Source organism: Pseudomonas sp. TE3899 (assembly GCF_056279105.1).
This window is the reverse complement of the sequence record NZ_JBWBQR010000001.1, coordinates 6,691,730-6,704,196: the sequence shown is the minus strand read 5'-3', so window position 1 is coordinate 6,704,196 and position 12,467 is coordinate 6,691,730. Positions and strand designations below refer to the sequence as shown.

Annotated in this window: 15 protein-coding genes; 5 read left to right on the top strand and 10 right to left on the bottom strand. The window is 60.8% G+C overall.

All coding sequences use genetic code 11. The features are described 5' to 3' along the window. The first annotated feature begins 53 nt into the window (after nt 1–53). A complete protein-coding gene (locus ACZ89E_RS30445; RefSeq protein WP_476256973.1) occupies nt 54–908 on the top strand; it encodes a LysR family transcriptional regulator in 855 nt (284 codons plus the stop codon). A 178-nt stretch (nt 909–1,086) separates the two neighbouring features. On the opposite strand, the gene ACZ89E_RS30440 is transcribed toward ACZ89E_RS30445, so the two are convergent. From ACZ89E_RS30440 to ACZ89E_RS30425, 4 genes are all read right to left on the bottom strand, one after another. Further along, nucleotides 1,087–2,322 (bottom strand): RNA polymerase sigma factor, encoded by a 1,236-nt coding sequence (locus ACZ89E_RS30440; protein ID WP_476256972.1) that lies wholly within the window; start codon nt 2,320–2,322, stop codon nt 1,087–1,089. Next, nucleotides 2,322–2,813, bottom strand: a complete 492-nt coding sequence (locus ACZ89E_RS30435) for an SRPBCC family protein (RefSeq protein ID WP_149657815.1) — start codon at nt 2,811–2,813, stop codon at nt 2,322–2,324. Before ACZ89E_RS30435 ends, ACZ89E_RS30440 begins: the two co-directional genes overlap by 1 nt. A gap of 26 nt (nt 2,814–2,839) precedes the next feature. After that, nucleotides 2,840–3,184, bottom strand: a complete 345-nt coding sequence (locus tag ACZ89E_RS30430) for a YciI family protein (protein WP_054044847.1) — start codon at nt 3,182–3,184, stop codon at nt 2,840–2,842. A gap of 79 nt (nt 3,185–3,263) precedes the next feature. Further along, nucleotides 3,264–3,689 carry a YybH family protein gene (locus tag ACZ89E_RS30425; protein WP_149657816.1) on the bottom strand — a complete coding sequence of 142 codons (426 nt, stop codon included), beginning with the start codon at nt 3,687–3,689 and terminating at the stop codon, nt 3,264–3,266. Between the two features lie 141 nt (nt 3,690–3,830). Here ACZ89E_RS30425 and ACZ89E_RS30420 point away from each other — a divergent pair, with 141 nt between their 5' ends. Together ACZ89E_RS30420 and ACZ89E_RS30415 are read left to right on the top strand one after the other, a co-directional pair. Then, on the top strand, nt 3,831–4,316 hold the full coding sequence (locus ACZ89E_RS30420; RefSeq protein WP_476256971.1) for a GNAT family N-acetyltransferase: 486 nt from the start codon (nt 3,831–3,833) through the stop codon (nt 4,314–4,316). An 18-nt stretch (nt 4,317–4,334) separates the two neighbouring features. Next, complete coding sequence (locus ACZ89E_RS30415) at nt 4,335–4,940, top strand: pyridoxamine 5'-phosphate oxidase family protein (RefSeq protein ID WP_476256970.1); 606 nt, start codon at nt 4,335–4,337, stop codon at nt 4,938–4,940. Nucleotides 4,941–5,052: 112 nt separating this feature from the next. On the opposite strand, the gene ACZ89E_RS30410 is transcribed toward ACZ89E_RS30415, so the two are convergent. From ACZ89E_RS30410 to ACZ89E_RS30400, 3 genes are all read right to left on the bottom strand, one after another. Then, nucleotides 5,053–5,541 (bottom strand): GNAT family N-acetyltransferase, encoded by a 489-nt coding sequence (locus ACZ89E_RS30410; protein ID WP_476256969.1) that lies wholly within the window; start codon nt 5,539–5,541, stop codon nt 5,053–5,055. Nucleotides 5,542–5,855: 314 nt separating this feature from the next. Continuing rightward, on the bottom strand, nt 5,856–6,344 hold the full coding sequence (locus ACZ89E_RS30405; protein WP_476256968.1) for a GyrI-like domain-containing protein: 489 nt from the start codon (nt 6,342–6,344) through the stop codon (nt 5,856–5,858). A 67-nt stretch (nt 6,345–6,411) separates the two neighbouring features. Next, nucleotides 6,412–7,074 carry a LysE family translocator gene (locus ACZ89E_RS30400; protein ID WP_476256967.1) on the bottom strand — a complete coding sequence of 221 codons (663 nt, stop codon included), beginning with the start codon at nt 7,072–7,074 and terminating at the stop codon, nt 6,412–6,414. Nucleotides 7,075–7,213: 139 nt separating this feature from the next. Here ACZ89E_RS30400 and alaC point away from each other — a divergent pair, with 139 nt between their 5' ends. Then, a complete protein-coding gene (gene alaC / locus ACZ89E_RS30395) occupies nt 7,214–8,431 on the top strand; it encodes an alanine transaminase (protein ID WP_149657822.1) in 1,218 nt (405 codons plus the stop codon). A gap of 141 nt (nt 8,432–8,572) precedes the next feature. Here alaC and ACZ89E_RS30390 read toward each other — a convergent pair whose 3' ends face one another. Together ACZ89E_RS30390 and ACZ89E_RS30385 are read right to left on the bottom strand one after the other, a co-directional pair. Continuing rightward, nucleotides 8,573–9,925, bottom strand: a complete 1,353-nt coding sequence (locus ACZ89E_RS30390) for a GntP family permease (RefSeq protein WP_149657823.1) — start codon at nt 9,923–9,925, stop codon at nt 8,573–8,575. 82 nt (nt 9,926–10,007) lie between these two features. Continuing rightward, complete coding sequence (locus ACZ89E_RS30385; RefSeq protein ID WP_149657824.1) at nt 10,008–10,541, bottom strand: gluconokinase; 534 nt, start codon at nt 10,539–10,541, stop codon at nt 10,008–10,010. 216 nt (nt 10,542–10,757) lie between these two features. Here ACZ89E_RS30385 and gntR point away from each other — a divergent pair, with 216 nt between their 5' ends. Next, complete coding sequence (gene gntR, locus ACZ89E_RS30380) at nt 10,758–11,789, top strand: HTH-type transcriptional regulator GntR (protein ID WP_149657825.1); 1,032 nt, start codon at nt 10,758–10,760, stop codon at nt 11,787–11,789. A 155-nt stretch (nt 11,790–11,944) separates the two neighbouring features. Here the strand turns inward: gntR and ACZ89E_RS30375 are convergent, their stop codons facing one another. Continuing rightward, entirely contained in the window at nt 11,945–12,193 is a 249-nt protein-coding gene (locus ACZ89E_RS30375) for a DUF6124 family protein (RefSeq protein WP_123407210.1), read from the bottom strand. Nucleotides 12,194–12,467 lie beyond the last annotated feature (274 nt).

Genomic DNA, 12,467 nt, shown 5'->3' with positions numbered 1-12,467 from the left:
TGTCAGCACACCGATACTTCATAATCAATAACCATCGATCAAGGCGATAGTTCATGGCTTCTCACGAAGTGTTGCTGGCGTTTGTCCAGGCCGCGACCCAAGGCTCGTTTTCCGCGGCGGCACGCAAACTCGGGCGCAGTCAGTCGACCGTCAGCGCAGCAGTGGCGAGCCTGGAAATCGACCTCAACCTGACCCTCTTCGACCGTAGCAGTCGCAAACCGAGCCTGACCCCGGCCGGGCACGTGATGCTGCAACGGGCCGAAGACATCCTCGCCGCCACCAGTCGCCTGGAAATGACCGCCAGCCAATTGTCCCAAGGGGTCGAGCCGAAGCTGACGGTGGCGATTTCCGACACCTATCAGTCGGATCGTTTCGAAGCGGCGCTCAGTGCCTTTGAACAGCGCTACCCGGACCTGGAGCTGGAATGCCTGATCGCCGAATGCGATGACCTGGTGGCACTGGTGCAACGGGGTCGAGCGCATGTTGCCTTCGCCGAAATGCAGGACAGCTATCCGCCGGACCTGGTCAGTTCGACCGTCGACGAACGCACGGAAATTGCGCTGTTCGTCGCGCAAACCCACCCGTTGGCAACGCAGCGCGGGATCGATCAGGACGTGCTGCAACAGCACCGGGAGTTGCGCCTGGCGACCATCGTCAACCCGTATGAAAGCCGGGCGAAGGGCCGGGTCTGGTCGGCGCCGAGTTACCTGATGCTGCTGGAAATGGCCCAGGGCGGCTTCGGCTGGGCGCCGCTGCCGCGCTGGCTGGTGGGACGGTTTGGCGCGGTGTCGCTGGTGGAGCTGGAGGTGCGCGGCTGGCCGAAACCTGTGTTTGTCGATGCGCTGTGGTCACGACTGCATCCGCCAGGGCCGGCGGGGAGTTGGTTGCTTAGCAAGATGTTGGAATAGATCGCCCCCCTGTAGCCGCTGTCGAGCACCGCGAGGCAGCTGCTACGGGGGATTCTTAGGCCATGATCGTTCCCACGCTCCGCGTGGGAATGCCGCCAGGGACGCTCCGCGTTCCGCTTCTGGAGGTGACGCAGAGCGTCACGGGATGCATTCCCACGTGGAGCGTGGGAACGATCGGTCATTTCAATTCTTGCAGGCGCCCCTCGATAAACCGCCGCTCCGGCGCTTGCTGCGTCAATTCCAACGCCCGCTGATACGCCGCCCGCGCCTCTTCCACCCGCCCCAACTGCCGACAAAACTGCCCCCGCGCCGAATGCGCCAGGTGGTAATCCTGCAACTCGCCCCGGGCCAGAATCCCTTCCACCACCCTCAACCCCGCCAACGGCCCATCGCGCATGGCCAACGCGACCGCACGGTTGAGTTCGATCACTGGCGACGGCACTGCCCGCAGCAGCAAGTCATACAGGCCGACAATCTGCGGCCAATCCGTCTCCCCCGCCGTCAAGGCTTCGGCATGCACCGCCGCAATCGCCGCTTGCAGGCAGTAAGGCCCGAAACGCCGCAGGGTCAGCGCGCGCTCCACCAGTGCACAGCCTTCGGCAATCATCTCGGTGTCCCACAACGAACGGTCCTGTTCATCCAGCAGGATCAACTCGCCGTTTTCAGTGCTCCGGGCCGGGCGCCGGGACTCGTGCAACAGCATCAACGCCAGCAACCCCATCACCTCCGGCTCGGGCAACAACTCCACCAACAAACGCCCGAGGCGAATCGCTTCGCGGGTCAAATCTTCCCGAGTCAGTTCCGCGCCGATGGACGCCGAGTAACCTTCGTTGAACACCAGGTAAATCACTCGCAACACGCTGTCGAGGCGCTCGGGCAATTCCGCCAGGGACGGCACTTGATAAGGGATTTTCGCGTCACGAATTTTCGCCTTCGCCCGCACGATGCGCTGGGCGATGGTGGCCGGCGCCGAGAGAAAGGCCCGGGCGATTTCTTCCGTGGTCAGGTCGCAGACTTCGCGCAAGGTCAGCGGCACTTGGGCGTCTGCCGCGAGGGCCGGGTGACAGCAGGTGAAGATCAGGCGCAGGCGATCGTCTTCCACGTCTTCGTCACTCCAATCGGCCTGTTCCAACTCTTCCAATTGAGCGATCAGCAGCGGCCGCGACGCCTTGAACCGTGCACGCCGGCGCAACACATCGATGGCCTTGAAGCGCCCGGTGGAGACCAGCCAGGTGCGCGGGTTGTCCGGCACACCGTCACGCTGCCAGCGCTCGACCGCGACGAAGAACGCCTCGTGCAAGGCCTCTTCGGCGAGGTCGAAATCGCCGAGCAAACGTATCAGGGTCGCGAGGATTCGCCGCGAGTCTTCGCGGTAAACCTGCTCGACCCGCGCCTTGACCGACTCGGCGGACATCAGTCCGGCATGCCTTCGGTCACCAGTGTCACCAAGCGGTCGAGGCTCTGTCCCCAACCGTCATGGAAGCCCATGGCCTCGTGAGCCTGGCGATCCTCTTCGCTCCAGTGCATGGCGCGGGCGGTGTAGAGGGTTTTGCCGTCCCGGTCTTCGAGGGTCACTTCGGCGCTCATGAACGGTTTGCCCGACGGAATCCAGCCGGGAATAAACGCGTCGGTGAACACCAGCCGCTCCGGCGCGACGATCTCCAGGAACACGCCCATGGTCGGGTATTCGCTGCCGTCGGGCGCGCGCATCAGGGTGCGAAACTGGCCGCCGACCCACAGGTCCATTTCGCACTCTGGCGTGGTCATGCCGTGGGGTCCCCACCACTGCACCAGCAAGGCCGGCTCGGTCCAGGCGCGGAAAATCTTGCGGCGTGGCGCGTCGATCAAACGGCTGATGGACAGTTCGAATTCGGCAGGCTGTTTTTTAAAGGGTTGCGGGCTCATGCAGATCTCCTGTTTGTTTTGATTGTTCAGGGATTCAACTGGCGAACGGGACGCACCTCGACACAGCCAACCCGGGCCGCCGGAATATCACCGGCGACCTGGATGGCTTCGTTGAGGTCCTTGGCATCGATCAGGTAGAAGCCGGCCAACTGCTCCTTGGTTTCGGCGAACGGGCCGTCGGTGATCGACAATTTGCCGTTGCGCATGCGCACGGTGGTGGCGGTCTGCACCGACTCCAGCGCTTCGGCGGCGATCATCCGGCCACTGCCCTGGATCGACTCGGCATAGGCCATGCACTCGGCGTCTTCGGGGCTGTCGGGCAGCGAATGCAACGCCTGTTCGTTGCTGTAAACCAGGCATAGGTATTTCATGGGGCGCTCCGTGATCGGCTGATCAACTATGGCTGCTGTTGGGCGGGTTGGCCGGTTTTCCGACGAACAAGCCCGACGCTCAGGGTTCGAGGCCGAACAGGGCCGCGCCGCTGGCCATGTCGAACGGTGCCGACCAATGTTCATGGACGATCTGCCACAACCCCGCTTCTTGCCGGTAGCACTGGGTCACGCGCATCCAGCAGGCCTGGGTTTCGCCCTTGTCATTGGTGCCGCCGCAATGGGCCAGCCAGTGGGCGAAGGCGATGTCCTGCGAAGACACAATGTCGATCTGCGGGAATTCAAAAATGTGCGGGCCGGGGCACATTTCCATGCATTCCTGCCAATGCGCGCGGTAGGCCGCCTTGCCTTTGAATTGCAGGGCCTTGACCGCGTCGAAGGAGACGATGTCGTCGGCATACAGGGCCATGACTTTTTCCACGTCCTTGGCAATGACGGCCTGGCGGTAGCTTTCGATCAGGTTATGGATTTGGGTGTGCGCGTTCATGGTGGTTCTCCGTGGTTTGTGTTGTGAAGACACCTTTAGTCGTTCGGCGTAACGTTGAATCGACACCTGAAATAAAAATAATCCAGCCACGCAAACTCGCTAGAATCCGAAGCCCGTTTGCAGTGGAAAAAGGACACTCCAGTGACAGCCCTACTCGTGCCTTACGAAAGCCTGAACGCGCTCCAGCGCCAGCAGGTCGAGGCCATCGAAGTTCACAAAGAACAAATCAAGTTCTCCGGCGACATCCACGGTGCGTTGCACGCCTTAGTGTCCAAACCCGGTCCCGGCGTCAAAGGTTTTGCCTTGCTGGTCGAGGACATTCCCGTCGCCTTCCTGCTGCTCAAGCGCCCACCGGCATTACCGGCCTGGGCGAATGAACACAGCGCCACGTTGCACGCCTTGCAAGTCGATCAACGCGCCCAGGGCAAAGGGTATGGCAAGGCCTGCCTGCAAGCGTTGCCCGAAGCCGCGCGTCAGGCATTTCCGGAAATTAAGGGGCTGGAGTTGTCGGTCGATGCCGACAATGAATCAGCCATCGCGCTGTACACAAAATACGGCTTCGTCGACAGCGGCGAGGCGTATAAGGGCCGCATCGGTTACGAGCGGCGGATGGGTCTGGTTTTCTGAATCGTTGAGGGAATAACGATGGTCAATTCAATCGAAGCACTGGAAGCAATTTACGGCCGACCCCACGACCGTGCCGTGCGCAAGCAGATTCCGTTTCTGAACGAGGACTATCAGGCGATGGTTCGCGCCTCGCCGCTGATCATCATCAGCTCGGTCGGCCCGGACGGCATGGATGGCTCACCCCGGGGCGATGCGCCGGGGTTTGTGCGGATCATCGATGAACGCACCCTGGCGATCCCGGATCGTCCGGGCAACAACCGCATCGACACCCTGCGCAACCTGGTGCTCGATTCGCGGGTGTCGCTGCTGTTCATCATCCCGGGGATCGGCGAGACCTTGCGCGTCAACGGCACCGCGCAGATCAGCGCCGAACCTGCGCTGCTGGAGAGTTTCGCCGTCAACGGCAAACCGGCGCGCACGGTGCTGCTGGTGACGGTGGAGGCGGCGTATTTCCACTGTTCCAAAGCGATTGTGCGTTCGCAGCTGTGGAACCCGGAACGCTATCTGGACCGCTCTGCCCTGCCGACGGCGGGGGCGTTTCACAAGCGGCTGAACGATGGGCAATTTGATGCCGAGACATATGACCGGGAAGCGCCGGCGCGGGTGCGCGATAGTCTCTATTAGAGATTGAGATCTTCCGATCGCCTTCGCGGGCAAGCCTCGCTCCTACAAGTCCTGCGCGAATCCTGTAGGAGCGAGGCTTGCCGCGAAGGCAATTTCAGCCGCACCGAATCAATCAGAGCTCAAGCACCATCTCATGCCACGCCATCCCGCCATGGTCCGACGCCGATGGCTTGATGTAGGCAAACCCGAACCCGGCATACAGCGGAATATGCCGCTCCTTGCACATCAAATGGATGCTGGCCTTGCCCATCCCGCGCATGCGCTCGATGAATTCGCCCATCAGGCGTTTCGCCAGACCCTGCCCCTGATAATCCGGGTGCACCACCACGGACATGATCACCACGTGCGGGCCCTTCGGGTCGTGGCCGATCAGTTCCTTGAACGCTTCGTCCGACATTTCCACTTCAAACGCCGCACCGGAATTGATGAAACCGGCTACAACGCCGTCGACGTCGGCCACGATGAACCCTTCGGGCCAGGTGGCGATGCGGGTGGCGATCTTTTCCCGGGTGGCGGCTTCGTCGCCTTCGTAGGCAACGGTTTCGATGGCGTAGCAGCGGTCCAGATCAGCAGGCGTGACGTGGCGGATGACGGTGTTCATGGCAGCTCGGATTCAGCGTTGGAAAGGTGGCCGATGATAGAGGAATAAGGTGTTCATATCGATCACCACTGGCGCCGTAAAGCCTGCGTATAGACGCTGTCATTGCTCGTCCAAGCGGATTATTGATAGGCCCTGTCTCTGATCATCCATAGGGGAACACACCATGAGCAGCGTTCAGATCGGCCTTCTTATGCTGTCGGGCATCGTCGCGTTTGGCTTTATCACCTTGTCCATCGACCTGTTGCGGGCGCGACGGATGAAGCAGGGTAAATGACGAGTCGAGAGGCGGACCCGCGGTCCGCCTCTCGTTGCGATCATTCGGGTTTGAGTGGCAACCAGATTTCCAGCACACCGGTGTTGAGCTTCGGGTTGAAGTCCTCGCTGTAGCGTTCGAACTCCGGGGCGTCTGCCGCGGCGCGACCGGACTGTGGCAGCCAGGTTTTCCAGATGTATTGAAAGGTCTGGGGCAAGGTGTCCAGCGAGCCCTGGTGTTCGAACACCGCGTAATGCTGGGGTTGGACCTCGACCCAGCGGTACTTGTCGGGCAGATCGTCGAGCTTGCTGATTTCCACGCCGGCGATGTATTCGAACCCGCCCATGCCGTCGGGGTTGCAGCAGATGCCGTAGGTCACTTCGCTTTTCTGCCCGGGAATCTTGCCGATCTCGGGAATGAATTTATCCCAGAGGTCGGGGATCTGTTTCGACGTTTCCTGGGTAAATCGCCCGCCAAGCCCGGCAATGAGCAGGAAATGCCCGCTCTCAAAACGTGGCTCGGCCGGTTTGACGCCTGATTGCTCATCCATGACTCAACTCCTGGTACAAAAAAGTGGGTTCGGCTGGGAGTATAGAGGCCCTGCCCGATTCTCCCAGTCACAGGCCCGGAACCTGCCCGACGGCAGCCGCGCCGATAAACTCGTTGTAGCCCGATAGGATCACGTAAACCGCGAAATAGCAGAAGATCGCCGCCGATGCCATGTAGGAGTAGCGCAACAGCTTGTCGCCCAGCAACTTGCCGCCATGGCTCGCGGCGAAGCACAACGCGACGCACCAGAGCACTCCGGCGCAGAGAAAACCGCCCAGGAACAACGCCGAACTGAGGGCGCCACCGCCACCGGAACGCGCGATCAGGGTACCGCCGACGGCAGCGAACCAGAGAATCGCGCTGGGCGAGGACATGGCGAGGAAGATCCCGCGAAAAAACTCACGCCGATGGGAGTTGTTTCCCACCTCCGCGCCTTGGGCCAGCACCGCTTCGTGGTGGATCGCCGAGTAAATCATCTTCGCCGCGAAGTACAGCAGCAACGCCGAACCGCCGATCCACAGCACCCAGCGCACGGTTTCGTATTGCAGCAAAACCGTCATCCCGGCCAAGGCCAGCACGGCGTAGATCAGGTCGCCGACGCAGGTGCCCAAACCCAGGGCAAAGCCTTGGAAATAGCCGCGTTGCATGGCCAAAGTGATCATCGCGATATTGGCCACGCCAATGTCCAGGCACAGCGAAAGGCTCAGCAAGAAGCCACTGCTAAATTCCATCAACCCGTTTCCTTCGGAAAAATTTGTTTACAGAGTGGCTGGACAGTTTGCCACAACAGCCCTTACATTCCGCCACAGGCCACCGCAGTGGCCAGCGTCGCTCGGACGGTTCCGGGCGCTCACGTTATCCGAGGCACCAATGGCTAACCCAGGTTCGCCGCGCCGCTTTGCGCGCATAGATCGACTCCCCCCTTACGTTTTCAACATCACTGCCGAGCTGAAGATGGCCGCCCGTCGTCGTGGCGAAGACATCATCGACTTCAGCATGGGCAACCCTGATGGCCCGACCCCGCCGCACATCGTCGAAAAACTGGTGACCGTCGCCCAGCGCGAAGACACCCACGGTTATTCGACGTCCAAGGGCATTCCGCGCCTGCGCCGGGCGATTTCCAACTGGTACAAGGATCGCTACGCGGTCGACATCGACCCGGAAACCGAAGCCATTGTGACCATCGGTTCCAAGGAAGGCCTGGCGCATTTGATGCTGGCCACCCTCGACCAGGGCGACACCGTTTTGGTGCCGAATCCGAGCTACCCGATTCACATCTACGGTGCCGTGATTGCCGGCGCTCAGGTGCGTTCGGTGCCGCTGATTCCGGGCGTGGACTTCTTCGCCGAACTGGAAAGCGCGATTCGCGGCTCGATCCCGAAACCGAAGATGATGATCCTCGGCTTCCCGTCGAACCCGACCGCGCAATGCGTGGAGCTGGATTTCTTCGAGCGCGTGATCGCCCTCGCCAAGCAGTACGACGTTTTGGTGGTGCACGACCTGGCCTACGCCGACATCGTCTACGACGGCTGGAAAGCCCCGTCGATCATGCAAGTGCCCGGCGCCAAGGACATTGCGGTGGAGTTTTTCACCCTGTCCAAGAGCTACAACATGGCCGGCTGGCGCATCGGTTTCATGGTCGGCAACGCCGAACTGGTCAACGCCCTGGCGCGGATCAAGAGTTACCACGACTACGGCACCTTCACCCCGTTGCAGGTCGCAGCGATTGCGGCGCTGGAAGGCGATCAGCAGTGTGTGAAAGACATCGCCGAGCAGTATCGCCAGCGGCGCAACGTGCTGGTCAAAGGCCTGCATGAACTGGGCTGGATGGTCGAGAATCCGAAGGCGGCGATGTACGTCTGGGCGAAGATTCCCGAGGCGTATGCGCACCTGGGCTCGCTGGAGTTCGCCAAGAAAATGCTCGCAGAGGCGAAGGTTTGCGTCTCGCCGGGCGTAGGATTCGGGGAATACGGGGATGATCATGTGCGCTTCGCGCTGATCGAAAACCAGGACCGGATTCGTCAGGCCGTGCGCGGAATTCGCGGGATGTTCAGGGCGGATGGATTGGTCACCAAAACCAACGCCTGATACATCAAACACCCACAAAAAAACCGCATCGCTGCGGTTTTTTTGTGCCTGCTCGTTACCTGATCGTTCCCACGCTCCGCGCGGGAACGATCAGGTAGGTTGGTGTAATCCCTGTAGGAGCGAGGCTTGCCCGCGAAGCTTTTAGACAACCAGCGACAACAGCAGGATAAAGCCCAGCGCGACCACAGACAGGATGGTTTCCATCGCCGTCCAGGTTTTGAACGTCTCGACCACGGTCATGTTGAAGTACTGCTTCACCAGCCAGAAACCCGCGTCATTGACGTGGGACAGCACCAGCGAACCGGCACCGGTGGCCAGCACCAGCAGCTCACGGTTCACGCCCGGAATCATCCCGACGACCGGCACCACGATGCCCGCGCCGGTAATGGTCGCCACGGTGGCCGAGCCGGTCGCCACGCGAATCACTGCCGCCACCAGCCAGGCCAGCAGGATCGGCGAGATCTGGGCGTTCACCGCCATGTGGCCGATCACGTCACCCACACCGCTGGTCACCAGCATCTGCTTGAAGCCACCACCGGCACCGATGATCAGGATGATCGCAGCGGTCGGCGCCAGGCTCGAGTCCAGCAGTTTCAGGATTTGCTTGGAGCCGATGCCCTGACGATGGCCAAAGGTGTACAGCGACAACAGCAACGCCAGCAGCAGCGCCGAAATCGGGTGACCGATCAGGTCCATCCAGCTGCGGAAGAAGTGCCCGTCCGGCAGTGCGACGTCGGCAAAGGTTTTGAGCAACATCAGGAACACCGGCAGCAGCACGGTAACCAGCGTAATGGTGAAGCTCGGCAGGGTCGTGGCTTCTGGCTCACGGGCCAGTTGATCCACCAGTTCCTGATTGGCATGGCCGGGAATGTACTTGGCGATGAACGTACCGAAGATCGGACCGGCAATGATGGCGGTCGGCAGCGCAACGATCAGGCCGTACAGAATGGTTTTACCAATGTCGGCACCGAACACGCCGATCGCCAGCAACGGACCCGGGTGCGGTGGCACCAGGCCGTGTACCGCCGACAGACCGGCCAGCAACGGGATACCGATCTTGATGATCGACACGCCGGTACGCCGGGCGACGATGAACACCAGCGGGATCAACAGCACGAAGCCGATTTCGAAGAACAGCGGAATGCCGACCAGGAACGCCGCGAACATCATCGCCCACTGCACGCGCTCTTTGCCGAACGCGCGAATCAGGGTCTGGGCAATCTGATCCGCCCCGCCCGACTCGGCCATCATTTTGCCGAGCATGGTGCCCAGCGCGAGGATGATCCCGACAAAGCCGAGCACCCCGCCAAAGCCGTCCTGGAACGCTTTGAGAATGGTGCCCACCGGCATGCCGGAGGTCAGGCCGAGGAAGCCGGCGGCGATGATCAGGGCAATGAATGGATGCAGCTTGAACTTGGTGATCAGGACAATAAGTCCGATCACGGTAACCACCGCGTCTAGCAGCAGGAACGACTCGTGGGACATGCCAAACATTAGGGGTGTCTCCTGATTGTTGTTGTTATTAAAGCGGGTAATTCGCAAGGCATAAGGACAGCGCTATCTCTTGGAGGAAGACTCATACCGCGAGCTTCAAGCCGTGTTCAAGCCACCAGACATGTGCCTGTTTGGCCAATTGCTCGACGCTGTGGTTCGAAGCGTCCAGAGCCAGGGTAAGCGGCTCGCCAACGGGGGATTCAAGGGTCGCGAACTGGCTGTCGATCAAGGTCGACGGCATGAAGTGGCCCGGGCGGTGGGACACACGCTCGGCAGCGACTTCAGGGGTCAGTTCAAGGAACACGAAGCCCAGGCCCGGCAAGGCACTGCGCAATACTTCGCGGTAACTGTGTTTGAGGGCCGAGCAAGTCAACACCGGGCGCTCGCCCTTGGCGTCAACGCGGCGCAATTCATCGCACAGGCTGTCGAGCCAGCCGGCACGGTCTTCGTCGTTCAGGGGGATTCCCGCGCTCATCTTTTCGATATTGGCGGCAGGGTGGAAAGTGTCGCCTTCAATGGCAGTCGCGCCGCTGAGCTGGCACAAGGCTTCGCTGACGCAAGTCTTGCCACAACCGGCAACGCCCATGATAACCAGGGCGGTGATGGGATGATTCATGAAACACCTCAGCGCGCAGACAGCGCTACCTTTGCTACGTGAAACTCTAGTGCAAAAGTAGAAGTTGCCGACGCCTTCTTGTCATTTTTGTGGGTTGCAGCATGTTCGCTCACGAGGCCAAAAAGCGAGGTTCAGGCAAAACTCGCTTACGCATTTGCAGCTGCTTCGGGACAGCGCTACCTTAGTGCCTTGAATTTTGTTTGGCAAGCCGCCCCGATGACCACCCCTAAAAACGATAAAAATCCACGCACCACTGGCCGCCCTACCCTCAACGAAGTCGCACGCCTGGCCGGCGTCAGCCCGATCACCGCTTCCCGGGCCTTGCGCGGGGTCAGCACCGTGGCCACCGAACTGGTGGAAAAAGTCCAGAAAGCCGCGGCTGAACTGAATTACGTGGTCAACCCCGCCGCTCGCGCCCTGGCCTCGGCCCAGAGCCATTCGGTGGTGGTGCTGGTGCCGTCGCTGTCCAACCTGCTGTTCATCGACACCCTGGAAGCCATTCATCAGGTTCTTCGCCCCAAGGGCTTTGAAGTGCTGATCGGCAACTTCCATTACTCGCGTGATGAAGAAGAAAACCTGCTGCGCAACTACATGGCCTATCAGCCGCGGGGCTTGTTGCTGACCGGCTTCGACCGCACCGAAAGTTCGCGGCGGATGATCGAGGCGAGCAACATCCCCTGCGTGTACATGATGGAACTGGACAGCGCCGCGGGCCTTAATTGCGTGGGGTTTTCGCAACTGGCCGCCGGTGAAACCGCCGCCGAGCATTTGCTGTCCCGTGGACGTAAACGCCTGGCGTACATCGGCGCGCAACTGGATCAACGCACGTTGCTGCGTGGCGAAGGCTTTCGCAAAGCCCTGCAAAAGGCCGGTTTGTACGACCCGGATCTGGAAGTGCTGACGCCCCGTGCGTCCTCCGTCGGTTTGGGCGGTGAGTTGTTTCTGCAACTGCTGGCCACTCACCCCGAGGTCGATGCGATCTTCTTCGGCAACGACGACCTGGCCCAAGGCGCATTGCTGGAAGCCATGCGTTGCGGGATCAAGATCCCCGAGCAAGTGGCGATCCTCGGCTTCAACGACCTGCCGGCCTCGGCGCACATGGTCCCGCGCCTGAGCAGCATCAGCACCCCGCGCGAAGCCATTGGCCGGCGTGCGGCGGAGCAGATGTTGACGTTGATGGCGGGAAATGCGGTGGCCAAACCGGTGCAGGACATGGGGTTTGAGTTGAAGGTGCGGGAAAGCACCTGAGCAAAACCGCAGCCATTGTGGCGAGGGAGCTTGCTCCCGCTGGGCGGCGAAGCGGCCCCAATTCTGACGCTGCGGTTATCAGAAAAAACCAGTCGTCTGATATAGGGCTGCTACGCAGCCCAACGCGAGCAAGCTCGCTCGCCACAGGTCAGTGGTCAGTCTTGTGGGTCGAGGTTATCCAGCGCTCGATTCACCGCCATTTCCGCCGACAGGATGATCTGTGCAATACCCAGCGCGGTGTTGCGATGAGGGTTGTCCAGTAAGGTCGCGAAGTCATTGATCATGACATTGGCCGAAGCCAGGGATTCGCAGGCGTGGGCCAGCAGGGTTTCGTTGTTGAGGTCAGTCGAGATGCTGAACATGGGACTGATTTTGCGCGGCGGGTTGGGAGTCGGTTTGAACATGGTGATGTTCCTAGAGTGATGGAGCTGCCACGATTCGCTGCTAGACGAATAAGGTGACAGCCGTGCGCGGGCTAGCAGACCAGGACTCTAGAACCCGGTAGATCCGAAGATCTTCCCACGCAAAGCCGCCATAACGTGAACGGGCCACGAACGGTGAACGCATGCGTCTAAAGTACCCGGGCTGCTAGACCCGATCGCTGAATTGGCAGCGACACGGGAACAATAAATTCCGGGCACCAGACGCACAAGCCGGCGGATTCTGGCGTAGTTGTAG